Origin of the sequence: Lactococcus cremoris subsp. cremoris NBRC 100676 (assembly GCF_001591705.1) — a bacterium.
Classification (GTDB): Bacteria; Bacillota; Bacilli; order Lactobacillales; family Streptococcaceae; genus Lactococcus; species Lactococcus cremoris.
In genome coordinates this window covers 19,172-44,803 of record NZ_BCVK01000011.1, presented here as the reverse complement: position 1 = coordinate 44,803, position 25,632 = coordinate 19,172, and the positions used below count along the sequence as shown (strand labels likewise).

The 25,632-nt window shown below is 35.3% G+C and carries 23 protein-coding genes; 19 read left to right on the top strand and 4 right to left on the bottom strand.

The genetic code is table 11. The features are described from left to right. The first annotated feature begins 252 nt into the window (after positions 1-252). From LLA01S_RS03160 to LLA01S_RS03150, 3 genes are all read left to right on the top strand, one after another. Complete coding sequence (locus LLA01S_RS03160) at positions 253-1,545, top strand: peptidase U32 family protein (RefSeq protein ID WP_004254683.1); 1,293 nt, start codon at positions 253-255, stop codon at positions 1,543-1,545. A 197-nt stretch (positions 1,546-1,742) separates the two neighbouring features. Continuing rightward, on the top strand, positions 1,743-2,720 hold the full coding sequence (locus LLA01S_RS03155) for a D-2-hydroxyacid dehydrogenase (protein ID WP_014573232.1): 978 nt from the start codon (positions 1,743-1,745) through the stop codon (positions 2,718-2,720). Further along, positions 2,707-3,846, top strand: coding sequence for a nicotinamide-nucleotide adenylyltransferase (locus LLA01S_RS03150; protein WP_011677040.1), 1,140 nt, complete (start codon positions 2,707-2,709; stop codon positions 3,844-3,846). Before LLA01S_RS03155 ends, LLA01S_RS03150 begins: the two co-directional genes overlap by 14 nt. Before the next feature lie 67 nt (positions 3,847-3,913). Here LLA01S_RS03150 and mgrA read toward each other — a convergent pair whose 3' ends face one another. Then, positions 3,914-4,918 carry an L-glyceraldehyde 3-phosphate reductase gene (mgrA, locus tag LLA01S_RS03145; protein WP_032951147.1) on the bottom strand — a complete coding sequence of 335 codons (1,005 nt, stop codon included), beginning with the start codon at positions 4,916-4,918 and terminating at the stop codon, positions 3,914-3,916. A 181-nt stretch (positions 4,919-5,099) separates the two neighbouring features. Between mgrA and LLA01S_RS03140 the strand changes: the two genes are divergently transcribed. From LLA01S_RS03140 to LLA01S_RS03105, 8 genes are all read left to right on the top strand, one after another. After that, positions 5,100-5,990, top strand: a complete 891-nt coding sequence (locus LLA01S_RS03140; protein ID WP_015082326.1) for an IS982-like element IS982B family transposase — start codon at positions 5,100-5,102, stop codon at positions 5,988-5,990. Positions 5,991-6,059: 69 nt separating this feature from the next. Beyond that, on the top strand, positions 6,060-6,812 hold the full coding sequence (locus LLA01S_RS03135) for a MurR/RpiR family transcriptional regulator (protein ID WP_061777828.1): 753 nt from the start codon (positions 6,060-6,062) through the stop codon (positions 6,810-6,812). Between the two features lie 306 nt (positions 6,813-7,118). Beyond that, positions 7,119-8,507, top strand: coding sequence for a glycoside-pentoside-hexuronide (GPH):cation symporter (locus LLA01S_RS03130; RefSeq protein ID WP_061777827.1), 1,389 nt, complete (start codon positions 7,119-7,121; stop codon positions 8,505-8,507). Positions 8,508-8,712: 205 nt separating this feature from the next. Continuing rightward, positions 8,713-9,732, top strand: a complete 1,020-nt coding sequence (locus tag LLA01S_RS03125; RefSeq protein WP_011677036.1) for an aldose epimerase family protein — start codon at positions 8,713-8,715, stop codon at positions 9,730-9,732. 26 nt (positions 9,733-9,758) lie between these two features. Beyond that, complete coding sequence (locus LLA01S_RS03120) at positions 9,759-10,958, top strand: galactokinase (RefSeq protein WP_061777826.1); 1,200 nt, start codon at positions 9,759-9,761, stop codon at positions 10,956-10,958. A 172-nt stretch (positions 10,959-11,130) separates the two neighbouring features. Beyond that, positions 11,131-12,612, top strand: a complete 1,482-nt coding sequence (locus tag LLA01S_RS03115) for a UDP-glucose--hexose-1-phosphate uridylyltransferase (protein ID WP_011677034.1) — start codon at positions 11,131-11,133, stop codon at positions 12,610-12,612. A gap of 116 nt (positions 12,613-12,728) precedes the next feature. After that, positions 12,729-13,709, top strand: a complete 981-nt coding sequence (galE, locus tag LLA01S_RS03110) for a UDP-glucose 4-epimerase GalE (protein WP_061777825.1) — start codon at positions 12,729-12,731, stop codon at positions 13,707-13,709. 120 nt (positions 13,710-13,829) lie between these two features. After that, complete coding sequence (locus LLA01S_RS03105) at positions 13,830-14,786, top strand: alpha/beta hydrolase (RefSeq protein ID WP_015082861.1); 957 nt, start codon at positions 13,830-13,832, stop codon at positions 14,784-14,786. Positions 14,787-14,802: 16 nt separating this feature from the next. Here LLA01S_RS03105 and LLA01S_RS03100 read toward each other — a convergent pair whose 3' ends face one another. Further along, entirely contained in the window at positions 14,803-15,180 is a 378-nt protein-coding gene (locus tag LLA01S_RS03100; protein WP_011677031.1) for a MerR family transcriptional regulator, read from the bottom strand. Between the two features lie 76 nt (positions 15,181-15,256). On the opposite strand from LLA01S_RS03100, the gene LLA01S_RS03095 reads away from it, so the two are divergent. Then, positions 15,257-15,625 carry a carboxymuconolactone decarboxylase family protein gene (locus tag LLA01S_RS03095; protein WP_061777824.1) on the top strand — a complete coding sequence of 123 codons (369 nt, stop codon included), beginning with the start codon at positions 15,257-15,259 and terminating at the stop codon, positions 15,623-15,625. Positions 15,626-15,729: 104 nt separating this feature from the next. On the opposite strand, the gene recF is transcribed toward LLA01S_RS03095, so the two are convergent. Then, positions 15,730-16,809, bottom strand: coding sequence for a DNA replication/repair protein RecF (recF, locus tag LLA01S_RS03090; RefSeq protein ID WP_021165069.1), 1,080 nt, complete (start codon positions 16,807-16,809; stop codon positions 15,730-15,732). Then, positions 16,809-17,171: a S4 domain-containing protein YaaA gene (yaaA, locus tag LLA01S_RS03085; RefSeq protein WP_021165070.1), complete on the bottom strand. Its 363-nt coding sequence runs from the start codon at positions 17,169-17,171 to the stop codon at positions 16,809-16,811. The genes recF and yaaA overlap by 1 nt, the downstream gene beginning before the upstream one ends. Positions 17,172-17,368: 197 nt before the next feature. Here yaaA and yfmF point away from each other — a divergent pair, with 197 nt between their 5' ends. The 7 genes from yfmF to LLA01S_RS03045 all read left to right on the top strand — a co-directional run bounded on the left by yfmF (position 17,369) and on the right by LLA01S_RS03045 (position 25,514). Next, entirely contained in the window at positions 17,369-18,655 is a 1,287-nt protein-coding gene (yfmF, locus tag LLA01S_RS03080) for an EF-P 5-aminopentanol modification-associated protein YfmF (protein WP_162267151.1), read from the top strand. After that, the gene (gene yfmH / locus LLA01S_RS03075; RefSeq protein ID WP_011677026.1) at positions 18,645-19,928 is read left to right on the top strand and encodes an EF-P 5-aminopentanol modification-associated protein YfmH; all 1,284 of its coding nucleotides are present in this window, start codon (positions 18,645-18,647) and stop codon (positions 19,926-19,928) included. Before yfmF ends, yfmH begins: the two co-directional genes overlap by 11 nt. Positions 19,929-20,140: 212 nt before the next feature. Beyond that, positions 20,141-21,037 (top strand): helix-turn-helix domain-containing protein, encoded by an 897-nt coding sequence (locus tag LLA01S_RS03070; protein WP_061777823.1) that lies wholly within the window; start codon positions 20,141-20,143, stop codon positions 21,035-21,037. 41 nt (positions 21,038-21,078) lie between these two features. Further along, positions 21,079-21,651 carry a CDP-diacylglycerol--glycerol-3-phosphate 3-phosphatidyltransferase gene (pgsA, locus tag LLA01S_RS03065; RefSeq protein ID WP_011677024.1) on the top strand — a complete coding sequence of 191 codons (573 nt, stop codon included), beginning with the start codon at positions 21,079-21,081 and terminating at the stop codon, positions 21,649-21,651. A 238-nt stretch (positions 21,652-21,889) separates the two neighbouring features. Continuing rightward, positions 21,890-22,750, top strand: a complete 861-nt coding sequence (locus LLA01S_RS03060) for a hypothetical protein (RefSeq protein WP_021165074.1) — start codon at positions 21,890-21,892, stop codon at positions 22,748-22,750. Positions 22,751-22,753: 3 nt separating this feature from the next. Continuing rightward, positions 22,754-23,077, top strand: a complete 324-nt coding sequence (locus LLA01S_RS03055; protein WP_014573218.1) for a hypothetical protein — start codon at positions 22,754-22,756, stop codon at positions 23,075-23,077. 1,318 nt (positions 23,078-24,395) lie between these two features. Beyond that, complete coding sequence (locus LLA01S_RS03045) at positions 24,396-25,514, top strand: Rgg/GadR/MutR family transcriptional regulator (protein WP_061777822.1); 1,119 nt, start codon at positions 24,396-24,398, stop codon at positions 25,512-25,514. Positions 25,515-25,632 lie beyond the last annotated feature (118 nt).

The window sequence follows — 25,632 nt, the reverse complement described above, 5'->3', positions numbered from 1 at the left end:
CTTATAAAAATTTTACTGACAAAGATTTTAGACTATAAAATGACAATTCTGTCAGTAAAAGCTGAAGATAAACAACATAATGTCAAAGAACTTTGTCACATTTGACGGTTTAAATTTGGCAAGAAATCCTGTAAAATAAAGAAACAAAGAAGTTTTGGCTCGCAAATTTACTGACAATAGATTTGACTAAGAATTTTTCTTTTTGGAGCCTTTTCAAAATACTTACAATCTTGAAAATTGGAGAATTGAAACATGTCAATTACAAAAACACGTCCAGAGGTTCTTGCACCAGCAGGAACGCTCGAAAAACTAAAAGTCGCTATTGATTATGGCGCAGACGCAGTATATATTGGTGGACAAGCCTACGGCTTACGTTCACGCGCAGGTAACTTTACTTTTGAAGAAATGGCTGAAGGGGTCGCTTATGCAAGTGCCCACAATGCTAAAGTTTATGTGGCAGCCAATATGGTGACACATGAAGGAAATGAAAAAGGGGCGGGCGAATGGTTCCGCACATTACGTGACTTAGGAATTTCAGCAGTCATTGTTTCTGACCCTGCTTTGATTGCCATCTGTGCTGCTGAAGCACCAGGTTTGGCTATTCACTTGTCAACGCAAGCGTCTGCTACTAACTATGAAACCTTAGAATTCTGGAAAAATCTTGGGCTTGAACGAGTCGTTTTGGCGCGTGAAGTCTCTGTAGAAGAATTAAGAGAAATCCGTCAACATACAGATGTTGAAATTGAAGCTTTTGTTCATGGAGCTATGTGTATTTCATACTCAGGACGCTGTGTCCTGTCAAATTATATGAGTATGCGTGATGCCAACCGCGGGGGATGTTCACAATCTTGCCGTTGGAAATATGATTTATATGATATGCCATTTGCTGGCGAGCGCAAATCGATTACTGGTGAAGTCACTGAAGAATTTTCAATGTCAGCCGTTGATATGTCTATGATTGAACATATCCCTGATATGATTGAAAATGGAGTTAATTCGCTCAAAATCGAAGGAAGAATGAAATCAATTCACTATGTTTCAACAGTTTCTAATGTTTATAAAGCAGCTATTGACGCCTATTTGGAATCACCAGAACGTTTTGAAGAAATAAAACCAGCCTTAGTTGATGAATTATGGAAAGTAGCTCAACGTGAATTAGACACTGGCTTTTATTATGGGACACCTGATGAAAATAAACAACTCTTTGGGGCCCGTCGTAAAATTCCTGAGTACAAATTCGTCGGAGAAGTTGTTGACTTTGATGCTGAAACAATGGTAGCTACGATTCGCCAAAGAAATGTTATCACCGAAGGAGACCAAATTGAATTTTATGGTCCAGGATTCCGCCATGTTGAAACAATGGTCAAAAATCTTCGTTTAGCAGAAACTGACGAACATATTGACCGTGCCCCAAATCCAATGACCCTTTTGCATATTGATGTTCCTTTTGCAGTTAAAGCTGGAGATATGATTCGAAAAAATGGGTCAGGGTTGATTAACCTTTATGATAAAAAAACAGGTCTTGCTAAAACAGTGAGAGCTTAATAAAAATTAAAAGAGAATTTTTGCTAAAATTCTCTTTTATATCTTTTTAAGACTGATAATTTCAGAATTGTCAAACTTCTATTTTTTATAAAATTAAGGCAAAGTGCTATAATCAAGGAAAGAAGATAAAGAAAACAAGGCTTGACTTTATTTTCTTTAAGTAGTCTTTAAAATTCATTTTATACAAAGGAGTCCCGATGATAAAAGCAATTGCCTTAGAAAATGTTTGGTTAAATTTTTCAGATGAAACAAAAGCAGCTTTCAAGAAAAATAAAGCTTACCAGTTTCAATTTAAAAAAGAAGAAGAGCTGACAGAATCAGATTTTCTAGAAACAGAAGTCTTAGTTGGTCTGCCAAAGCCTGATTTATTAGCAAAATATAAAAATTTAAAATGGCTCCAACTTTTATCAGCTGGAACCAATGGTTATACTCAAGGAGCAAATTTTCCTCAAGAGGTAGTTTTGACAAATGCAACAGGAACTTATGGACTTACGATTTCTGAGCATTTACTGACAATGGCTTTGATACTTCTAAGAAAATTTGACCTTTATGAAAAACAACAAGAAAAAGAAATCTGGGAAAATATTGGTCAGATTCAATCTATTTATGGCTCAACAGTGTTGGTTCATGGTTTAGGTGATATTGGAAGTCATTTTGCACAGAAAATTCAAGCTTTGGGAGGTCATGTCATTGCAGTCAAACGAACTGTTTATGGTGATGAAGAATTTGCTGATGAAGTCTATGCTGAGTCTGACCTAGACAAAGTTTTACCAAGAGCTGATATTATTGCTTCAAGTGTTCCTGGGACTCATGAAACTTATAAATTATTTAATCAAGAAAAATTTGATTTAATGAAAGAAAATGCTATTTTCCTAAACGTTGGTCGAGGAACAAATGTTGATTTAGAAGCCTTATGTGATGCACTTGAGGCGAAAAAAATTGCGGGTGCGGGAATTGATGTGACTGATCCAGAACCTTTACCTAAAGGTCACCGAGCTTGGCAGACCCCAAGACTATTAATCACTCCTCATGCTTCTGGTGGCTATACACTCCCTGAAACATGGCGTCGCTTTATGAAAATTTTAGAAAAAAATCTTGAAGCCTATGCAAATGGGAAAGATTTAACAAATATTGTTGATATGAAAACAGGATATAAACGAAATGCTCACAAATAATATTTCAAAATCAAAATTAAGTGGAAAAAATATTGGTATTTATTTTGGAACTTTTGCTCCCTTACATACGGGGCATCAGCAACAAATCTATAAATGTGCAAGTTTGAATGACGGAGTCTTGCTTGTCGTTTCCGGTTATGATAATGACCGTGGTGCCCAAATTGGTTTGCCCCTTGAAAAACGTTTTCGTTACTTGCGTGAAGCTTTTAATGATGAAGAAAATATTAAAGTTTCGATGCTTAATGAAAATGATTTACCAGAAATGCCTAATGGTTGGGACGAATGGGCAAATCGTTTATTTGAATTGATTCATCATAATACATTGGAAAAAGATTTATCAGTCACTTTTTATGTTGGCGAATTAGAATACGCCGCAGAATTGAAGAAACGATTTCCAGCTGACGGTAATCAATATGCTGTTGAAATTGCTGACAGACAGGATATTTCACTGTCAGCCACGCAAATCAGAGAAAATCCACAAGAACATTGGACTCACATTAATCGTGTCTTTAGACGACATTTTTCCAAAGTTGTGACTGTCATGGGTTCTGCTTCAACGGGAAAAACAACTCTTGTTAGACGGTTAGCTCGTTCCATTAATGCCCCATTTTCAGAAGAATATGCAAGAGAATACGAAGAAGCTTTCAATATTGACGATGATGAATTGAAAATGGATGATTATGCTCGAATGATTACTGGTCAATACGATGCCAATTCTCGCGAAGTCAATTCTCCTGCCAATCAAGGAATTGTCTTTTTAGATACTGACGCCATTGTGACCAGAGTTTACGCTAAATTATACTTACCTAAAGAAGATTTTGAACAACTTGAACCTTTGTTTAGAAAAACAATTGCAGATGAACGAATGGATTTAATTTTAGTTATTCCACCAATTACCGAATATATTGATGACGGTTTTCGCCATATGGAGTGGGAAGAGTCGCGTCATGAATTCCATGAAGAATTGATGAGTCAATTAGCTGAGTTTGGCCTGTTGGACAAAGTGGTAATTTTAGATGACGAAGGAGACCATCGAGACCAAGAGGGTTACTTAACACGTTATCATCATGCGATTGATGCTGTTCACGAATATACCGGTGTAAAAATTGAACGATTGAGTTATTAATTTTACTGACAGCTTTATTTAGAAAATAAAAAGTTACTGACCAATCTATCAGTAACTTTTTTAGTTTTTATAAGAGATTTTCAATATTAATTAATTCTTCGTCAGTAAATTCCAGACGTTCTAAAGCTGCAACATTTTCAATGATTTGTTGCGGACGACTTGCCCCAATCAAAGCTGATGTAACAGCTTGAACTTTGCTAGCTCTTTCCCGTAAAACCCAAGCTAATGCCATTTGAGCTAGAGATTGTCCACGACTTTGAGCTAAATCATTAAGGGCTTGAAGTTGTTCCAATCTTTCTGTGGTAAGACTGTCATCATGCAAAGTCGCATAATGAGGATCACGCATTCGCGAATTTTCAGGAATTCCATGCAAATATTTTCCTGTTAAGAGTCCTTGATACAAAGGCTTAAAGGCAATTGTTCCTATCCCCGCCTCTGTCAAAGTTTCTTGTAAATCATCTTCAATCCATCGATCTAACATTGAATAACGAGGCTGATGAATCAAGAGTTTAAAGCCTAACTTTTCAGCCGCTAAGACCGCAGCTTCGGTTTCTTTGGCAGAATAATTAGACAAACCCACATAAAGTGCTTTTCCACTATCCAGAGCAGTTTTCAAAGCGCCCATGGTTTCTTCAATAGGGGTATTTGGGTCAGGACGATGTGAATAAAAAATATCAACGTAGTCAAGTCCTAAACGTTCAAGCGATTGGTCAAGACTTGCAAGTAAACTTTTTCGACTCCCCCAATTTTCATAAGGACCAGGCCACATCACATAACCTGCCTTAGTTGAGATAATTAACTCATCACGTAATCCTTGAAAGTCCTCTTTCAAAATTCGCCCGAAATTACGCTCTGCCGAACCGGGTTCTGGACCATAGTTATTTGCTAAATCAAAATGCGTAATCCCCAAATCAAAAGCAATATGAATCATAGCACGCGCGTTTTCAAAATCATCAACTGAGCCAAAATTATGCCATAAACCAAGTGAGAGGGCTGGTAGTAGTAAACCAGAATTTCCAGCTGGCCGATAAATCATTTGGTCATAACGAGAGGGGTTAGGAATATAAGTCATTATTTTCTCCTTAAGAACTTTTAATTATGAAGCGATTTCATAGCTATTATAGCAAATGTAAGCGCCAAATGTTATAATTTTATAATAGATAACCCGAATTGCTAGTTAATTTCATTGGAAAATAAATAAGTCGTGCTATCCTAATCTTAAACCACTAAGCATTAGAAAGCGCACGACTTATATGACTTATAATAGCACACTTCCAAAAGTTTTTGTTTATTTACTGACAACCATTGAGACGCTTTATCAAACGAGGGTTCCCCTTGAGGTTCAAAACCGAAAGAACGTCCATCTCGCAACATCAGATTGCTTAGTTATCGCTTGTTACCTATGGGGCGTACTGCATTTTAGTGAAACGCTTAAAGCTAAGCATCAACTTGCTCAAAGTTTATTTCCTAATTTCCTAGAATATTCTCGCTTTGTCCGCCGTTGTAATGCCCTCTTACCGAGTATCCAAGTCATTCGCCAAGCACTCGTCTTTAAAGAGGTTGAAGGAATGAGTGTATCCATTATTGACAGCTTCCCCATTCCTTTGTGTCAGCCTATTCGTAATTTCAGAAGCAAAGTTCTTGGAGATTATGCAAATGTTGGCTACAATGCTACAAAGGGACAGTACTTCTATGGATGTAAATGTCATGCTTTAGTCAGTGAATCGGGCTATGTCATAGACTACACAATTACTCCTGCTTCAATGGCTGATAGTTCAATGACCGAGGAAGTGTTGAGTCAATTTGGGACACCAACAGTCCTTGGAGATATGGGATATTTAGGTCAGTCACTGCATGATAGGCTGGAATTAAAAGGAATTGATCTAATGACACCTGTCAGGAAGAACATGAAGCAAAAGAAAATCCTTTTCCCTAATTTTTCAAAACGTAGAAAAGTGATTGAGCGAGTTTTCTCTTTTTTGACAAATCTAGGAGCTGAGCGTTGTAAAAGTCGTTCGCCTCAAGGTTTTCAATTGAAATTAGAGATGATACTTTTAGCGTATTCTTTATTGTTAAAATCAGCTAAATCACTGGAACCAGAGACTTTAAGATATTCTATCGGGTATCAAGTCATGGCTAAATAATCAACTAGCAATTCGGGTAATAGATAACATTTTTTGATAACAAAAAAGAAATCAATGGAGTAAAAAAACATGTCCAATTTAACCAATGCAGAATCCTATACTTGGCAAATTATTCAGGAAAATTATGAAAAAATCCCTCAATTATCGATATCAGAGTTGGCGGAACTGGCTCATGTTTCTTTATCAACTGTAAATCGAACCGTCAGAAAAAAAGGCTTTGAAGGTTATGGGGAGTTTAGATATTCAATTCGTGAGAAAAAGCTCCCTGAAATTAATGGATTTTCAAAAGAAGTTTTAGGAGCGATCGCTAAAAATCAAGAAGAACTTTTAAAAACCATTGAAAATATCTCGGCTGAAGAAATTGAAAAAGCTGTTGAATTAATTCAAGAATCAGAAGAAATATTAATATTTTCTCGAGGTTTGTCTACGAACGTTGCTGACGAACTAATGAAAAAATTACAACTTTTTCGTAAAAGAGTTAGCTTACACGATGATTCAAAATACATGGCTTACTATGCTCAATTTGTTAATGAAAAAAGTTTGATTATTGTTTTATCTCTTTCGGGAGAAACGGTGGAAATTTTAAATGCTTTAAGAATTGCCAAAGCTCAGAATCCCAAAATCTTATCCTTGACTGTCAATGCCAATACTAATCTGACCAATCTTTCTGATATTAGTTTGATAGGTTATAAAAGCAGTCTTGAAGTCAATTGTTTTGATTTAGATGTTCACAGTCGACTCTCATTATCAATTTTATCGCGGGTATTAATTGATGCCTATTCTATTTATACTTTAAAACAAGGTCGCTCTGATATTAGATAATGTCAGAGTTTTTCTTTCACTAAATAAAAATAGAAAGTGTTTCCAAAAGATAAGCCAAAATTGGAAACCCTTTCTTAAACCAAAGTGTTATACTCTAAATGTGAGCGATTTCAAAATGAAATATACTACTGTTTCGCTTTTGAAAATTATCAAAAATAAAGTTTTACAATCACAGTATTTCTTCATACCAGACTACTAAATGGGTGATAGAAATGAGTGATGTAAATCACTTCGTACTCAAAAACAAGGCAGTATCTCTGCAGTTTTACTCAAAAATGAGTAGATCTAGTATAAAGGAGGATTCCCATGAAAGAGGGAAAAATGAAACAACGTTTATCGTACGCTTTTGGTGCACTAGGACATGATGTTTACTACTATTCAATTAGTACATTCTTCATTGCCTTTGTAACGGCACAAATGTTTGCCGGTTCACCTCATGAGGATGCAATGATTGCTTTAGTGACAGGCTTGGTTGTTATTATTCGTTTGGTTGAAATTATTTTTGACCCAATTATTGGTTCGATTATTGATAATACACACACAAGATGGGGTAAATTTAAACCTTGGTTGGTCGTTGGTGGGATTATGTCATCTTTGATGATTATGCTCATGTTTTCAGACTTCTTCGGATTAGCCAAAAGTGGAAATCGGACATTGTTTGCCATCGTATTCGTTATTGCATTTATTATTCTTGATGCTTTCTACTCATTCAAGGATATTGCTTTCTGGTCAATGATTCCAGCTTTATCAGAAAAAAATTCTGAACGGGAAACACTTGGAACATTCGCTCGTTTTGGTTCAGCAATTGGGGCACAAGGTGCAACAATTTTAGCAATACCAATTACAATTTTCTTCACTAAAGGTGGACATGCACAAGGTGCAAGAGGTTTCTTCGCTTTCGGTGTCATTGCCGCGTTGGTTCAAGGGATTTCTGCCCTAGTGACTGCATGGGGAACTAAAGAACAAAAATCAGTGATTCGTCAAGAAGGAACGAAAACAAATACCTTAGATGTTTTCAAAGCCCTTCTCAAAAATGACCAATTGATGTGGTTGTCACTCTCATATATTTTATTTGCCATTGCTTATGTAGCAACAACAGCAACCTTAATCCTGAACTTTACTTTCGTTATTGGTAATGCTAGTCTTTATTCAATCACAGGGATTGTCGGATTTATTGGTTCAATCATTTTAGTGCCAATGTTCCCAACCTTGGCTAAAAAATTTGGACGCCGTAAAGTTTTGACAGGGGCCATTATTTCAATGCTTGTCGGTTATGTCCTCTTTGTTTTAGGAAATTCAGTACCAATGACAGTGGGCGGATTAATCTTTTTGACAGCACCTTATCAACTCGTTTTCTTGTCAGTTTTGATGACCATCACCGACTCTGTAGAATACGGTCAATGGAAAAATGGAGTTCGTAATGAAGCAGTAACGCTTGCGATGCGTCCATTACTTGATAAGATTGCGGGTGCCTTTTCAAATGGTATTTATGGATTTGTAGCGATTGCGGCAGGAATGACCGGTTCAAAATATATCTCTGGGCACACTTATGGTGTTGCAACTTTCAAACTTTATTCCTTTGTAGTCCCAGCGGTCTTAATGATTATCGCTCTGGCTGTTTATTTACTCAAAGTTAAATTAACTGAAAAATGTCATGAAGAAATCGTTGCAGAACTTGAAGAACGTTTGAAATAATTAAAACAATTTACTGACAGTACATAGATTTATTATTAAACTTTAAAATACAATAATTTTTGTACTGATCAAGCTGTCAGTTGGGCTATAAAATACTGACAGCTTGATTATTGGAATGGATAACTTTTTATAGATATACTAAATTTTCATTAGTAAAACTTTTAAGAAAAAGTTGACCTCAGGTTAGCCCTAGTTAGGAAATCACATGGAAACTACAACAAAAGATTTTGGTTTAGGAAGTAGCCTAATTAGTCTAACGAACAAAAATGATGTTACAATTGCTTTTACAAACTTAGGAGCTCGCATTGTTGATTGGCAAAAAGACGGGAAACATTTTGTTTTAGGATTTGATTCCGCCCAAGAATACTTAGAAAAAGATGCTTATCCAGGGGCCACAGTTGGACGTACAGCTGGCAGAATCAAAGATGGTTTGGTTGATATTTCTGGAAAAACATATCATTTAAATCAAAATGAAGCTCCCCAAACCTTACATGGTGGAGAAGATAGCATTCATACCAAACTTTGGACTTATGAAATTAATGATTTAGGAGATGAAGTCCAAGTAAAATTTAGCTTAGTTTCCAATGATGGAGAAAATGGATATCCTGGTAAAATAGAGATGTCGGTGACTCATTCTTTTGATGAAGAGAACAATTGGAAAATTAAGTATGAAGCAATTTCTGACAAAGATACGGTATTTAATCCCACAGGACATGTCTATTTCAACTTAAATGGGGATGCTAGCAAGTCTGTTGAAAATCATCAACTCAAGCTTGCTGCTTCAAGATTTGTACCTTTAAAAGATCAAACAGAAATTGTCCGTGGCGATATCGTTGATATAAAAAATACTGACTTAGACTTCCGTCAGGAAAAACAATTATCAAAAGCCTTAGAGTCTAGCATGGAACAAGTTCAACTGGTTGGTGGAATTGACCACCCCTTCTTATTAGATGAACAGAGCCTTGAGAAAGAACAAGCGCGTTTATCTTTAAATGACTTGTCAGTTTCCGTTTATACTGACCAACCAAGTATTGTAATTTTTACAGCAAACTTTGGAGATTTGGGGACCGTTTATCACGGGAAAAATCAAGTTCATCATGGTGGTATTACCTTTGAATGTCAAGTTTCACCCGGGTCACAACAGATTCCAGAACTTGGAGACATTAGTTTAAAGGCGGGAGATGAATATCAAGCCACCACCATTTATAGTTTACATACAAATTAAGGAAATGAATTTAGAGGAGAGAAGAAATGTCAATAGTTGTCGAAAATAGTACTGTATTATCAGCGTTAACAGAAAAATTTGCAGAAGTTTTTGGAGATACAAAAGAAGTTGAATACTTTTTCAGTCCAGGACGGATTAATCTAATTGGTGAACATACTGATTACAATGGGGGATATGTTTTCCCAGCATCAATCACAATCGGAACGACAGGACTAGCTCGTCTGAGAGAAGATAAAAAAGTCAAACTTTACTCAGAAAATTTTCCTAAATTGGGCGTCATCGAATTTGACTTAGATGATGTTGAAAATAAGGATGGTGAACTTTGGTCTAACTATGTCAAAGGAATGATTGTCATGCTCAAAGGAGCAGGATATGAAATTGACAAAGGTTTTGAACTGTTGATTAAAGGAGAAATTCCTACAGCATCAGGCCTTTCGTCATCAGCTTCACTTGAGCTTTTAGTGGGTGTTGTTTTGGATGATTTATTTAAGCTAAGTGTTCCTCGTCTTGAACTGGTTCAATTGGGACAAAAAACAGAAAATGATTATATTGGTATCAACTCCGGAATTTTGGACCAATTCGCCATTGGTTTTGGTGAAGTCAAAAAGGCAATCTTGTTGGATTGCAACACTTTAAAATATGAAATGGTTCCTGTTGAACTTCGTGATTATGACATTGTCATCATGAACACTAACAAACCGCGGGCATTGACTGAATCAAAATACAACGAACGTTTTGCTGAAACACGTGAAGCACTCAAAAGAATGCAAACTAAATTGGACATTCAATCACTTGGAGAACTATCAAATGAAGAATTTGATGCCAATACCGATTTGATAGGTGATGAAACATTAATTAAACGTGCACGTCATGCTGTTTATGAAAATAATCGGACGAAAATTGCCCAAAAGGCATTTGTTGCTGGAAATCTAACAAAATTTGGAGAACTTCTAAATGCTTCACACGCTTCTTTGAAAAATGATTACGAAGTCACTGGACTTGAACTTGATACCTTAGCAGAAACTGCTAAAAAACAAGCCGGCGTATTAGGGGCTCGAATGACTGGAGCTGGATTTGGTGGTTGTGCAATCGCTCTTGTTGCTCATGACAATGTTTCAGCCTTTGAAAAAGCTGTCGGTGAAGTTTACGAAGAAGTTGTCGGTTATCCAGCAAGCTTCTATGTTGCTCAAATTGGTTCTGGCTCAACAAAGCTAGATGTTGAATAACACCAAATAATATTTAAAACTTTAATGAGTGATTTAAGTGAGTTAACATTAAATTAGTGATAGCAAATTCAAGCACTCAAAATTAAGTGCTTGAATTTTGTATTCATTCCCAAAACTCATTAATAAAGAAAAGCAAGAACTTTACTTACAGAAGTAAATTAGAAAGTATTTTATGTCAATTTATCAATCAATTCAAGATTTCATTAGTCTTGCTTTACAAAATGGAACGATTGAGCCACTTGATGAGCTCTATCATAGAAATCAACTTCTTCATTTTCTTGGTCTAAATGATTGGGCAGAAGTTGATAAAGAGGTTCATGAAACTAATTCATTAATTTTGATGGACCAACTTCTGGCGATTGCAAATGAAAATAATGTGATTGCGAAAGGGCAAGATGAATTTTATGAAGCCGCTCTGATGAATTTTATGACACCACGTCCAAGTAAAATTAATCATGATTTCTGGGAAAAATATCAGGCTTCTCCAGATGCTGCAACTCAATATTTTTATGAATTAGCACAGCAAGTGAATCAAGTAAAAACTCGGGATATTGCACGCAATATAGCTTTTAGTCATTTGACAAAATATGGAAAACTTGAAATAACAATTAATCTCTCAAAACCAGAAAAAGACCCCAAAGCGATTGCAGCAGCCAAATTAGTAAAGGCTTCCTCTTATCCGGCTTGTCAACTTTGCTTGGAAAATGAAGGATTTTATGGCCTAGGAAATAAGCCTGCTCGTTCCAATCATCGAATTATTCAAGTTTCAATTAACGGCGAGGACTGGGGCTTTCAATATTCTCCATACGCCTATTTTAATGAACACTCTATTTTATTAAATGCTAAACATCAACCAATGGAGATTAATAAACGAGCTTTTGATAATCTTCTAGGATTCTTGGATAAATTTCCTAACTATATGATTGGTTCAAATGCAGATTTACCAATTGTGGGTGGTTCAATTTTGACACATGATCATTATCAAGCAGGTCGTCATGATTTTCCAATGGCAAAGGCTGAACTTCGTGAAACTATTGAACTTGCTCATTTTCCAGAAGTTTCTTGTGGAATAGTCAATTGGCCAATGTCAGTTCTAAGATTAGCAAGTGAAAATCAAGTAGAACTTTCAAAAGCTGCGGATGACTTTTTAAAAAAATGGCAAGTTTATAGTGATGAAAGTCTTCAGATTAAAGCAAAAAGTACAGATGGAACACCTCATCATACCATTACGCCGATTGCTCGAATTCGAGATGGAAAATATGAATTAGATTTGGTCTTACGCGATAATAATACTAATGAAAAATATCCAGATGGTATTTTTCATCCACATCCAGCCCTACACCATATTAAAAAAGAAAATATTGGTTTAATTGAAGTGATGGGACTTGCAATTTTGCCTGCTCGTTTGGAAACGGAACTTTTGGAGGTTGAAAGGTATCTTCTTAATCAGGACAACCAAATGAACGAAATTCATAAAGCTTGGGCTGAACAGCTTAAAAATGAGGAACATTTTACTAGAGAAACGGTTCATGCCACTGTTCAAGGGGCAGTAGGAGAAGTGTTTGAAGAAGTCCTAAAAGACGCAGGTGTATTTAAGGATACTCAAGAAGGACATGAAGGTTTTCGTAAATTTATTGATTTTGTGAATCAATAAGAGATATTATGAAGCATTATTTAGTGGAGAAATTCTCTGATTATGAAATAAGAATGATTAGAAGTTGATACAAACTTAAAAAAATCTGATATAATAAATAGAAAATGGAGGATCTTATGACAGTTTTAGTACTTGGTGGAGCAGGATATGTAGGAAGCCATGCGGTAGATATGCTTGTTAATCGTGGTTACGATGTGGCAGTTGTTGATAATTTAGTAACAGGTCATCGCGAGGCTGTGTCAGAAAAAGTACGTTTTTATGAGGGAGATGTACGGGACCATGCTTTCTTAGCTAGTGTTTTTGAAAAGGAAAATATTGAAGGAATTATGCATTTTTGCGCTTATTCATTAGTGGGTGAGTCAATGCAAAAACCATTGATGTATTTCAATAACAATGTCGGCGGAGCTCAGGTGATTCTAGAAACAATGGAAGAATTTGGTGTTAAGCATATTGTTTTCTCAAGTACCGCAGCTACTTTTGGTATTCCTGAGGAAAGTCCAATTTCTGAAAAAACACCACAAAAACCAATTAATCCTTACGGCGAAAGTAAATTAATCATGGAAAAAATGATGAAATGGCAATCGCAAGCCACAGATATGACTTATGTTGCTCTGCGCTATTTCAATGTTGCTGGTGCCAAAGATGATGGGTCAATTGGTGAAGCCCATAAAAATGAAACACATTTAATTCCAATTATCCTACAAACTGCACTTGGACAAAGAGAATTTATTACCATTTATGGTGATGATTATCAGACTCCTGATGGAACATGTATCCGTGATTATATTGATATGGAAGATTTGATTGAAGCACATATCAAAGCACTTGAATATCTTAAATCTGGTGGGAAATCTGACCAATTTAATCTTGGCTCAAGTAAAGGTTATTCAAATCTTGAAGTGCTTGAAACAGCACGAAAAGTAACAGGAAAAGAAATTCCAAGTCAAATGGGTGAACGTCGTTCTGGCGATCCAGATGAACTTGTAGCGGACTCAACAAAAGCCGGCGAAATTTTAGGATGGAAAGTAAAAAATGATTTGGAACACATCATTACAAATGCTTGGAAATGGCATCAAAGTCATCCAAAAGGCTACTGATTAATTATCTAAAATTCGAAAAAAAGCTCAATTTTTTGAGCTTTTTTTGTATGAAATCGTCATGAAAATGTAAATAAAATTGTGATAATTATTAATAAAAAAATTGATATAATGAAGTGGATGAAAAAAAGACAGTTAAGAAGAAATAAAAATAATTTTAGAAGGCTTTCTCTGACTTTTATTGCTTTAGTTATCGTTCTTTCTGGAACAATTTTCTTCCTATCTTGGTCGAAAGCTCAGCATTCACATGCTAAAAGTGATAATGGAACGAGTTTGTCAACGACAGCGGGTGTTAAGGAGAGTACTTCCTCAACTTCGAATTCAAATAAGCAAGTAATCTATCCTACAATTTATATTGCAGGTTCAAGTGGAAGTGTTACACCAGTGGATTGGTTAGTTCAACGGCTACTTCCGATTGAAAATGTACCCGCTCATAAATCTTTGGCAATTACTGCAGATACCAAAAAAAATAATTTATTAAAAATTGAAGGACAAATTTCACAAGATAACCAGTATCCGATGATTGAATTTGGGACAGTAAAAGGAACAGACTCTGGCTCAATATATTCTGCTGGATTACAAAAAGTAGTCTCTTATTTGATGCAGAATTATCAGATTCCTTGGATTAATCTCGTCGGTTATTCTTCAGGAGGGACGGGTGCTGTGTACTATATGATTGATACAGCCAATAATCCAAATTTTCCCCCTGTTAATAAATATGTATCTTTGGATGGGGAATACAATAAAGCGACTAATCTCCAATACGGAGAAAGCTTGACTAATGTCTTGCAAAATGGACCTTTAATTAAAACACAAATGTATCAATACATCGAAGAAAACTATGAAAGAATATCTCCGAAAGTTCAAATGTTATTATTGGAAGGAGATTTTAATAGTGCCAAGCAGACAGACAGTGCTATTCCGTGGGCAGATAGTTTTTCAATTTACCATCTCTTCAAGAATAACGGGAATGAAATAACTTCAACTTTATATCCAACCAAAGCGAGCCATTCACAAGCGCCCAAAAATCCAACTGTAGTAAAATATGTCAAAAATTTTCTGTATGGAACACCGTAAATAAAAAAACTCGGATTTAAGATTCCGAGTTTTTTTGTAGACTTTCATAGTAATGATGCTTTTTTTGTAAAATAAAATCTAAATGAGCTTCTAGGTCAGTGATTTGTTCGCGTAAAATTCGTTCTTGCTCAACTAAAAGCGAAATTCTTTGGATAATTGTTGAATCGCCTTGTTCTCTTAAATTTGAGTATTCTTGGATTTTTGTAAGCGGCATGCCAGTTGCCTTGGCTCTTTTGATAAATTCAATCCAAGCAAGATCAGCTTCTGTGAATTCTCGGTAATTACTGGAATTACGTTGGGGTTTTAGAAGTTCAAGTTCTTCATAATAGCGTAAAGTAGGGACTGATAGACCTGTCAGTAAAGATATTTCTGAAATTTTATAAGTTTTTTTCATTTTCTACCTCTTTTTACTTGCTCTCAAGTTAACTTGAGGGTTTATACTGATTTTACCATAGAAAGGTGGAAATAAAATGAACAAAAAAGAAATTGGTTTAGAAAACTTAGCAAAAATTGACGGGGCAGCAGCAAAACCTGTTGAAGAATCACTCAAAGATATTGCCCCTGATTTGAATGATATGATGATCGAATTTGCCTTTGGAACAATTTATAACCGAGGAGTGCTTGATTTTAAGCAGCGTGAAATGATTACAATCACAAGTTTGTTGAGTCAAGGAGGTTTAGAAAATCAATTGCGCGTGCATATTCAGGCTTCAATGAATGTTGGCTTGACACAAGAGGAAATCGTTGAAACATTTATTCATTGCATTCCCTATGTCGGCTTCCCTAAAGTTTTAAATGCCATATTTATTGCCAAAGAAATATTTACTGACGAAAAGTAAAATTTACTGACAGATACAAAAAATTACTGACAAAATTTCCATCATAGGATAGTCGTTGACGCTTAAGCTTTTACGAATATGCTAGTGGTTTCATCAGTAATTTTTTATTCTTTTTCTTTCTCAATTGTCCCATCAGTAACATGGAAAATACTCAAATTTTCCGGTAAATTTTTGAGATGGTCAAGAGTGGTTGTGGTAATAAAAGTCTGGGTTTTACCTAAACTTGTTTCAATCAAATCCAGCTGACGATGATTGTCAAGTTCACTCATGACATCGTCTAAAAGTAAAATAGGATACTCACCCGTTTCCTCAAAAATCAAATCAATTTCGGCCAATTTAATCGAAAGAGCAACGGTTCGTTGTTGTCCCTGACTACCAAAATCAGCAACATTGATCTCATTGATAAAGAACTGTAAATCATCTCGATGGGGACCGACGGTGGTCTGATGTCTAAAAATATCATGATCTTGTCGACTCAATAATTCTTTTGAAAAATCAGTTTTTACATTTTGATTATAAGTGATTTTTAATGTTTCCAAACCATGAGTTAACTGTTCATGAATTTTTTTTGCATGAATTTCAAGCTTTTCAATGAAAGTTTTACGTTCAAACATGATTTTATTGCCATGTTCAGCCAATTGTTCATCAAGAACCGTCAAAAAGTTTTTATCAATCTTTGCTTGGTCAAATTTCAAATAAGCATTTCGCTCTTTTAAAGCGCGATTATAACGCATGGAATCATAAAGATAAACAGCGTGAATTTGTCCGAGTTCAATATCCATAAATCGTCTGCGAGTGGCTGGCGAACCTTTGACCAATTCTAAATTTTCAGGCGCAAACATCAAGATTTTTAGTTGTCCGATATAATCAGCCAAGCGATTTTCCTTCAGATGATTAGCCTTAGCAATTCGTCCTTTGGAACTTAATTGAACTTCAAGAGGAACGTTTACATGAGCCTTTTCAACCAATCCTGAAACTTTCATTTCTTGCCCAGACCAACAAATTAACTCTTTGTCATGACTCGTTCTGTGACTACGAGTAAGGGCTAAAAAGTGAATAGCTTCAAGAATATTTGTCTTTCCTTGAGCATTTTGACCCAAGAAGATATTGAGATTGGGATGGAAGTCGAGTTTTAAATCTTCATAATTTCGAAAATTTTTAAGTTCAATTTGCTTGAGTTTCATTATTTTCTACCAGGAAAATGAGGGGGTGCTTTTTTAGTAGGATTCGTGCTTTTGTTTTCTGCATTCATTTTTTTAACAATGGCTTTGACACGAGCTTCCTCAGCTTTTTCAGCCTCGTGTTCGGCAATCGCTTTTGCGTCAGCTTGTTCAAAAGTAACCTTTAAGTCAAAAGTTGGGAACTCAAGTAAGTCTCCATCGCGGAGTTTTTTTCCGCGACGATTTTCAACTTCACCATTGTAGAAAATATTTCCTTCATTTTCGGCAAGGAAAATTTTTGCTTGTCCTCCTGTTGAGATTAAACCAAGTTCTTTCAAAACTTGTCCGAGTGCAATGTATTCTTCAAATAAAATGTATTTTTTCATAGTCTTATTTTAACATAAATCTGAAGTTTATTTCATTGAAAATTTAGAAATAAGCTTAATAAAATAAGATGCCTTTAAGTTAACTTTTATTCCTAATTTTTGTTGGGAAATCTCACAAAATCGCCTCAGATTTTGGTATAATAAGGGTTGCATTAAGAACTAGTAAAAGCTTGATAAAATAGGAAAGTGATAGTCAATTGACAGAAATAAAAATGACAGATGGAGTTATGCTCCATGTGATTAAAGAAACGAAATTTAAAACAGTAAGGCTGATGGTTCGTTTTCGAGAAGAATTATCAGCTGATAGACTCGGGAAACGGGTCCTCCTATCTAATATGCTTGAAAGCACAAATGCTGTCTATCAAACAGGAAAAGATTTTAGCCGTAAACTCTCAGAGATGTTTGGCGCTTCATTTACGACAGGGGTTGCCAAAAAAGGAAAGCAGCATCTACTTTCACTTAACATGAGTTTTGTAAATCCAAGATTAGTAGATTTTGATACCTTAGGAGCAGCAGTTGATTTTTTGAAAATTGCTATTTTTCAACCTGATGCAAGTCAAGGGCAATTTAATCCTGAAATTTTCAAAAGAGAGCAAAGAAATTTATTGCATTACCTAGCTTCAATGAATGATGATCGGGCTTATTATGCCAGCCGTCAATTGGCTAATTTGTTTTTTGAAAATGTCAATCAGGCTCTGCCAAGTGTTGGAACAAGTGAGCTAATCGCCAAAGAAAATCCTCAAGACCTTTTTGAGTACTATCAAAAAATGTTAGCTGAGAATGCGATTGATATTTTTGTCTTGGGTGATGTGGATGAAAAACGAGTGATTGACTTATTTTCAGACTTTAATTTTACTGACAGAGCGGTCAGTAAAGAAATTTTTTATCAACAATCACTGACAGAATTGTCAGTTCTGACCGAGGAAAAAGATGTAGCGCAATCCATTTTGCAGTTAGCTTACCAAATGCCAGTGGCTTACGGAGATGAGAATTATCTTGCGCTTCAAGTGATGAATGGACTTTTGGGTGGTTTTGCTCATTCAAAATTATTTATTAATGTCCGTGAAAAGGCAAGTTTAGCTTATTCAATTTCATCAACTTTTGATTCCTTCACAGGCTTTTTAAAAATTGCAGCTGGAATTGATGCTGAAAATTTTGAAGAAGCAAGAGGTTTAATATTTGAACAACTTGAAGCAATTAAAAGAGGGGATTTTACAGAGTTAGAAGTTGAGCAAACGAAAACAATGTTAAGAAATGCTTATTTTATAGGTCAAGATTCTCCATCAAATAATATTGAATTAGAATATGTAAAAGCGCTCATTCCAGATAAATTTTTACCGATGTCTGAATTTTTAAGCGCACTTGAATCAGTTTCAAAAGCAGATTTGATAAGAGTTGCCAAATTACTAAGTCTACAGGCAGAATATTTTATGAAAGGATTTACTGTGAATCAGGAAAATATGGAGGTCAGCCTTGAAAAGTAAGTTTTATGAAAAAACAGGGGAAAGATTATATATAGATACTTTACCCAATGGTTTGACTATTTATTATCTGCCAAAGGCAGACTATAACCGAACTTATGGCTTATTTACCACAAGTTTTGGTTCCCTCGATACAAGTTTTGTCCCCTTAGGTGAGCAAGATTTCCAAACTTTCCCAGAAGGTATTGCGCATTTTTTAGAGCACAAACTTTTTGAAAAAGAAGAGGGCGACGTTATGTATAAATTTGGAGCATTAGGGGCTCAAACTAATGCTTTCACAAGTTTTTCGCGTACTTCATATCTCTTTTCTACTCGAGAAAATTCTTACGAATGTACCGAACTTTTACTTGATTTTGTTCAAAAACCTTATTTCACTAAGGAAAATGTTGAAAAAGAACAAGGAATTATCCAACAAGAAATTCAAATGTATCAAGATGACAGTGATTGGCGTCTTTTTGCAGGACTTTTGGGAAAAATGTATCCTGATTCACCACTAGCGGCTGATATCGCTGGAACGCCAGCAACGATTAATGCGATTACGGCTGATGACTTGTATAAAAATTATGAAGTTTTTTATCATCCTAAAAACATGAATTTGTTTTTGACTGGTCCCTTTGATATTGAAATGATGGCTGATTTTGTACGCAATAATCAAGCGAAAAAAGATTTTGCTGATTTAAGGGAAATTAAAAGAAAAGAAATTATTGCGAGTGAGCCAATCACTGGGGGAACTTTAGAACTTGAAGTTGCAATGCCAAAATTCTCTTTGGGTTTAAGAGGTGAAGACGCGCTTGCACAAGATTCAAAGACATTATTTAAGTACAAACTCGCCAATCAACTTTTTCTAGATTTGCTTTTTGGCAGGACCAGTCAGCGCTATGAAGAACTTTATAACGCTGGTTTAATCGATGATTCCTTTGGATTTTCCTTTGATTTGGATAAGAGATTTCACTTTGCGGTGCTGACAGCTGACACAGAAAATCCTAAAAAATTAGGTCAAACTTTGCAAGAAGCCATAAAAAGTTATAAAATAGATAGAGATTTTAGTGAAGAGCATCTCGATTTACTTAAAAGAGAAATGCTGGGTGATTATTTTAGCTCATTAAATTCGCTTGAATATATTGCCAATCAATTTTCATCTGAAATTTATGATGATATAAATTTCTTTGATTTTCCTGAAATCTTGAAAGAATTAAGCCTATCAGAAATTGAAAAATTTGCTGACCAATTTATTTCTGAAATGAAGAAAGTAGAATTTACCATTCTACCTAAATAAAGTTATTCTGTCAGTAAGACAGAAATTGAAAAATTTACTGACAGAAATTTTAGTTGATTCGGATAAAACGAGTCAGTAAATTAAAAGCCGCTCCAAGTTTTCTATAAACTTAATCAGCGCAATACCCAAGGTGAGATGATGAAAATCTCCAAACATATTAAAGAACAGTGATAATTAACAACCGATGGGCAGTACAAAAATGAAGGGAGGATATGTTGACAATCAAAACAATCGGACAAGTCTTAAAAGAAAAGCGAACTTCGCTTGGGCTTGGTCTTTCTGAAGCAGAACAATTAACTCAAGTACAAAAATTATATATCGTCGCACTGGAGACAGACGACTACAAAGCCTTGCCGGGTGACTTTTACATCAAGGCTTATCTTAAACAGTACGCAGAAAAATTAGGGTTGAATGCAGATAGAATCATTCAAGCTTATGATGAAGGAAAGGGAATCACAGTAGAGGATAAGGAGGATATATTAGAGACTTATCATTTTGTGAAACCTAATGAGCGGGTTGAACCCGAGGAAGAAGAGCCAAAAACTTGGCGTCATTATGTCCCAATTATTTCTTTATCAGCAGCGGCATTATTAATTGTAGTAGGTGTTTTTGCGGCAGTGATTATGAATAAACCTGAAACACCTGATTTAATAACCAATGATTATTCTTATTCAAAGAGTGTAGCCAGTACCTCTAAGGCTGCAACAAGTGCTACAAAACCACCAGAAAGTAGTACACAAGCAAGTAGTAGTGTGCTTGAGCCAACGATTGCTATCACAGGTTCAAGCTCAGCAATGGTTGCAACCATCAGCAATATTTCTGACCCTGTAAAAGTTGATTTCTCAGCTGCTGCAGGACGGACAATTTGGATTGGCATGACAAATTCAAATGTTGCGGCTAATGGTCAAACCTTAACTGATGGGGCCAATACTTTGTCTGGTTTAGTGACAACAGGTGCAGAAAATTCAGTGATTACACTTGGAAGTGTTCAAGGACTTACTCTTACAGTCAATGGTAAAGCCTTAGACCTATCTTCGCTGACAACAACTGGACCGGCCAAAATTACTCTACAAATTAATCGAACAACAACAAATTCAGCTGCTCAGTAAAGAAAAACTGATGGCTTGTTTTTGGTTGTAAAAGGAGAACTATGAAACAGAAATTACCTAATCAATTAACGATGGCAAGGATTTTTATGATTCCAATCTTTGTGATTTTATTTTATTTACCACAGGGAGCTCATTTTAATGGTTTTGTTTCCCAAGATCACAGCTCGGTCATGTGGATTGTTGCAGCAATTGTTTTTGCGATAGCTTCTTTTACTGACTGGCTTGATGGCTATCTTGCTCGCAAATGGCATGTGGTCAGTAACTTTGGTAAATTTGCGGACCCGTTAGCTGATAAAATGCTTAACATGGTTGCCTTTGTTGTCCTTGTTGGATTACATGTTGTTCCAATGTGGGCCGTTGCCATTATCATTTGCCGAGAACTTGCTGTCACAGGTTTACGTCTATTGCTTGTCGAACAAGGTGGAGTCGTTATGGCGGCAGCAATGCCTGGCAAAATCAAGACAGCTACACAAATGTTAAGCGTCATCTTCCTTTTCATTGGAAATCCTTTATATATTGGAACAATCCTCTTTTATGTCTGTGTTTTCTTTACTATTTACAGTGGCTATGACTACTTTGCTAAAAATATGCAAGTTTTTAGAAATGCTGACTAATTCTTTTAGAAAAAATATGAAAATCCAAGTAGAAATACTTGTATTTTTTATTTAGAGTGCCAGATATGGCACGAATAGAAGAAGACGAAGGAACAGCTGTTATAATGATTTTAGAAAGAAGAGAGTGCTAATTTGAACCACTTGTGGTTCCCAATAGAAAGGAGATTTTGCACAAATGAATTGGAAAGATTGTTACAAGAAATATTCAGTGCCTTAAGCCTAAAAAGGAGAAAAGCAAATGAAAAAATTTAAAATTGGAAGCCTCGTCGCACTACTACTGGGATTAGTTCTGTTTACAGGATTACTTGTTAATGCTGATGAATTCACAGATATTGGAAGTCTTTATGATAAGGCAGTTAGTGAAAACATCATTAACCCTAATCTTTATCCGAAAGCAAATTGGGAAAAAGATGAAATTTCTATCATGAGACCATCTTATGAAGAATACAAAAACTATGATTCGTCAATCACTTATGAATCATGGTTAAAGCTCAATAATTACGGAGTCATGGTTGATACAAAAGAACCAGTCTTGCAGACCAAAGACCCTACCGCTTCAAATATCAGACTGAGAACAGCGCAAGATAATATTGACAAGTTTTGTAGAGACACTCAGGCAGGAGATATTTTGATTGTTGGCGGTGACTTTCCTACTGGAGTAATCGGACACGCAGCCATTTTAAATGCGGACGGTTATGTTTTAGAAATGCCGGGTGGAAACGGTTGGTGGAATGGCTTATCAGACAATAATCGTCAACTTCCAAAAAGACAATGGATTACCGAACACATTAAAGAGTGGACGTCTGTTTATAGAATGAGAAACACTGGACTAGCAAGACAAGTTGCCCAATATGCAGATACACACTTCTATTGTACATATGGGGGAGCAACCAAAAATATACACCTTGATTACAGAATTACTACCAATATCAAAGAAATAAATCCTAATTATTGTTCAAAACTTGTGTGGCAAGCTTATTATTATGGTACTGGTAATTTACCAGTTGTGTATGGGATAGGAAGTGGTGTCATTGCACCAACAGGCTTACCCACTCTATTTACCCCAGCGTACGCTCCTTATCAGGTAGGAAGGTACTAGCCTATGACAATCAAGAAAACAATCCCTGCTTTATTGCTGGTCTGGCTCTGGCTATCTGCCCCATTTTTCAGTCATATTAGCTTTATGAATGATTCTCTTCGTTTTGTTTCTGATGGGCTAAGCAAGATAATTCCGATTGATTGGCTTGTGCCTGTTCTCCTGTTATTAGGGATTCCGTGTTTTTCTCTTATCTTTTACCTTTACTTGTATATCAAAGAAAAAGATACTGATTTAAACCTGCTCTATCTTCTATTAGCGACATTCTGTTTTTTAAGTCTTCTGATTTTCGGTGTCATCACGTCAATAGGGTTGGGCTATCTTTTGTAATTCAAAATAAAAATATCAGTCAATTCTTACCGGACAAAAATAAAGAAGATAATACTAGTTTCTTAGTGGGGCGAATGAAAAAATAGAAAAGAGAATTTTAACAGATAAATTGAAAGATATGAATATGAAAAAAATATTATCTTTTATCCCCTTTATCCTATGGCTTTGGGAGTTATCTGTGATTTAAAAATCTATATGCGAGGTTTGAAAATAGAAAGAAGGTTTTACGTAGGTGATTGAAAACTAGTTTTACACACTAAAAACACAAGTATATAGACCTCATGAAATAGGAAGATACTAACTAATGAAATAAAAATATTTATTTTTAACCTTACACATTCCCTTTATATTATTAATCTGGCTCTGTGTCACTTCTCCCTTTTTCATACATAACAGTATTTTAAATTCTTCTTTTAGTTTTGTATTCAGAACGATAGAAAAAATTTCTAATAGCGTCCTCTAGCCACAATTTTATTATTATTTGTTATACCAATAGTATCTTTAGGTTCTTGCCTATTTCTTGCCATTAAAGAAAAGCAAATAAATAATAAATCCATAATTTATATCATGATGACTCTGATTTCGGCGACCGTCACTCCAATCTTCTTTGTTACCATGCAAATAGGATTAGGAAATTATCTTTGATTAAATAATCAGGTCGTGAACGCTCCTTTGATTTATAAAATCTAGTAGAAAGAAGGTATAGCCTATGACAATCAAAAAAATAATTCCCGCTTTACTAATGGTTTGGCTTTGCTTATCTGAGCCCTTCTTTAGTCATATTAGCTTTATGAATAAGTCTTTTGAGCTTCTCAGTAAGATATTAAGTGAGATAAGTCCGGTTGATTGGCTGGTGCCGGTTCTGCTCTTACTGGGAATTCCCACTTTTTCCTTTATCTTCTATCTTTACTTATATATAAAAGAAAAAAATAGCGATTTAAATCTAGTCTATCTTCTATTTGCTACGTTTTGCTTTTTAAGACCCATAGTTTTCGGCGCCATTACATCAATAGGATTAGGTTATCTTTTATGATAAGGACGAGCTAATTATGGTTATCTTAAGTCTAGTATTCCTAGTCTCAATCATCTTTGTAGCAGGAATAGTTTTTCTAATTTTAAAATTGGTATCCAAGATAAAAAAGTCGGGCTGACATTGAATCAAAAGAAAAAGACCCTCTTCAGGGTCTTTTTATATCTTAAAAAATTTTATCGGGTCTTGAAAGCGCAAACAAATAGTTATATAATAAATCTATATTATTAAAATAAGGATAATTAGACGAAACAAAAGTCACAAAAATGTGATACTTGTTTTAAAGAGTTGCGTCAGCTGGCAGGCTTTAAATATAAAGATTTGGAATCAATTATGTCTAAAAATGGAATTGTTAGGCTTGAAAACGGGACTTCAAATATTTCATTTGAGAGATTAGCTGAACTTTTAAAATTTATGGGTTATACTTTGAGTGACTTTATGTATTTATCTGGAGAAAGTCGAGTTGATGGGGGTTATGGTGAAAAGTTTCATATTATTCGCTATCAGCAAGGCTATCGTGATGATTTTTTTATTCCAGTTGGAGTAAATCCTGTTCGTTTGAAGCTATTTGAAAGTGGAAAAATTTTGCTACCTTATGATGTGATTGATGCAATGCTTGGACTCATGAACATTCCGGAACAGGATTTTTCTTATATTATCAAAGGAAGTAAGGATGATTATTTTGTTCATTATATCAACTGGTTGGATATGATACAGTTAAGAGAAGAATTTGCGGAAGCAGAAATGATTCAAAATGAAGCACACAAATATGCGAATAATCAAGAAATAAAAGTTAAGATACTTGAAGAAAAATTTGAAACTTTGAACTATAACAATGATTGGCTTGAGCTGCATTCGCAGGAAAGATTGACCAGACAATACACTGATTATCGTGTCTTAGAATTAACTGCCAAAGCTTGTTATCAAATATTAAATGAGGAAGAAGTAACAGAAATTGGTGATTTTTTATTTGGAATCGAGCTTTGGCTTGAATATAGTTTAGGAATTTTGGCTTTAAATGCTTGGCAACTGCCTTATTCCTTAGTTTATGCAATAATATCAGATATTAATTTACACGAGACAGAATATAAAGGTAAATTAATTTATCGACGTCGGATTGTACAGACTGCCGGGCGATGTGCTATGACACTCATAAGTAGAGGGGAAACCCAAAAAGCAAGTGACTTATTATCGATGGTTCATAACTATGCAGAAGCACTTGATACACATGTCCAAGGACTTTATCGCTTTGCTTGGGCTTATTTAGATTATAAGAATGGAAAAATGGAAGGTCAAAAAGAAATGCTTAGAGTGATTGCCTTATTTGACTTTTTAGAAGTTCCTATTAGTCGTGATTTTGCTCAAAAATATTATAATCGTCACGTTCTTAATTTAGAAGAATCATAGAAGTTAAAATATTTTCTAAATCATACAAAACTTGCTTGCTTTGCCTCACTTTTTGCGTTACAATAATAGAAAAGAGAGTGAGTAGTGGTGAAAGCTCATAGGGTTTGTGACAGTGATT

Excerpts from the sequence above, each read along its gene's own strand:
- recF (WP_021165069.1), bottom strand. The coding sequence starts at position 16,809 with ATGAAACTCAAGCAAATTGAACTTAAAAATTTTCGAAATTATGAAGAT.
- mgrA (WP_032951147.1), bottom strand. The coding sequence starts at position 4,918 with ATGACTTATATTCCTAACCCCTCTCGTTATGACCAAATGATTTATCGG.
- LLA01S_RS03100 (WP_011677031.1), bottom strand. The coding sequence starts at position 15,180 with ATGAAAAAAACTTATAAAATTTCAGAAATATCTTTACTGACAGGTCTA.
- LLA01S_RS03055 (WP_014573218.1), top strand. The coding sequence starts at position 22,754 with ATGACAATCAAGAAAACAATCCCTGCTTTATTGCTGGTCTGGCTCTGG.
- LLA01S_RS03095 (WP_061777824.1), top strand. The coding sequence starts at position 15,257 with ATGAACAAAAAAGAAATTGGTTTAGAAAACTTAGCAAAAATTGACGGG.
- LLA01S_RS03120 (WP_061777826.1), top strand. The coding sequence starts at position 9,759 with ATGTCAATAGTTGTCGAAAATAGTACTGTATTATCAGCGTTAACAGAA.
- LLA01S_RS03155 (WP_014573232.1), top strand. The coding sequence starts at position 1,743 with ATGATAAAAGCAATTGCCTTAGAAAATGTTTGGTTAAATTTTTCAGAT.
- LLA01S_RS03130 (WP_061777827.1), top strand. The coding sequence starts at position 7,119 with ATGAAAGAGGGAAAAATGAAACAACGTTTATCGTACGCTTTTGGTGCA.
- LLA01S_RS03125 (WP_011677036.1), top strand. The coding sequence starts at position 8,713 with ATGGAAACTACAACAAAAGATTTTGGTTTAGGAAGTAGCCTAATTAGT.
- LLA01S_RS03070 (WP_061777823.1), top strand. The coding sequence starts at position 20,141 with ATGTTGACAATCAAAACAATCGGACAAGTCTTAAAAGAAAAGCGAACT.
- LLA01S_RS03105 (WP_015082861.1), top strand. The coding sequence starts at position 13,830 with ATGAAAAAAAGACAGTTAAGAAGAAATAAAAATAATTTTAGAAGGCTT.
- yaaA (WP_021165070.1), bottom strand. The coding sequence starts at position 17,171 with ATGAAAAAATACATTTTATTTGAAGAATACATTGCACTCGGACAAGTT.
- LLA01S_RS03160 (WP_004254683.1), top strand. The coding sequence starts at position 253 with ATGTCAATTACAAAAACACGTCCAGAGGTTCTTGCACCAGCAGGAACG.
- galE (WP_061777825.1), top strand. The coding sequence starts at position 12,729 with ATGACAGTTTTAGTACTTGGTGGAGCAGGATATGTAGGAAGCCATGCG.
- pgsA (WP_011677024.1), top strand. The coding sequence starts at position 21,079 with ATGAAACAGAAATTACCTAATCAATTAACGATGGCAAGGATTTTTATG.
- LLA01S_RS03150 (WP_011677040.1), top strand. The coding sequence starts at position 2,707 with ATGCTCACAAATAATATTTCAAAATCAAAATTAAGTGGAAAAAATATT.
- LLA01S_RS03060 (WP_021165074.1), top strand. The coding sequence starts at position 21,890 with ATGAAAAAATTTAAAATTGGAAGCCTCGTCGCACTACTACTGGGATTA.
- LLA01S_RS03115 (WP_011677034.1), top strand. The coding sequence starts at position 11,131 with ATGTCAATTTATCAATCAATTCAAGATTTCATTAGTCTTGCTTTACAA.
- LLA01S_RS03135 (WP_061777828.1), top strand. The coding sequence starts at position 6,060 with ATGTCCAATTTAACCAATGCAGAATCCTATACTTGGCAAATTATTCAG.
- LLA01S_RS03140 (WP_015082326.1), top strand. The coding sequence starts at position 5,100 with ATGACTTATAATAGCACACTTCCAAAAGTTTTTGTTTATTTACTGACA.